The 275-nt window shown below is 54.2% G+C and carries 1 protein-coding gene; it reads right to left on the bottom strand.

The genetic code is table 11. From position 1 onward, the window contains the following. Nucleotides 1-275 (bottom strand): ATP-binding cassette domain-containing protein (locus B1964_RS28515; protein WP_139765929.1); only part of this gene is annotated, 275 nt, incomplete at both ends.

Raw genomic sequence — 275 nt, 5'->3', positions numbered from 1 at the left:
GCGATGTTGTCATACAAACTCATCGACCCGAACAACGCACCGTCCTGGAACAACACACCGAACAACTTACGGATCTCATACAGTTCCTTCGCCGAACACTGGGTGATATCGGTGCCATCCACAACCACCGACCCCTGCTCCGGATGCAACAACCCGATCAACGTCTTCAAGAACACCGACTTACCGGTACCCGACGGACCCAACAACGCCGACACCTCACCCTCCGGCAAGGTCAACGACACATCACGCCAAATATTCTGCGAACCAAACGACTT

It is taken from the genome of Gordonia sp. i37 (assembly GCF_002043085.1).
GTDB classification, from domain to species: domain Bacteria; phylum Actinomycetota; class Actinomycetes; order Mycobacteriales; family Mycobacteriaceae; genus Gordonia; species Gordonia polyisoprenivorans.
The sequence above is the reverse complement of the archived record's forward strand: the minus strand, read 5'-3'. Positions and strand labels throughout refer to the sequence as shown.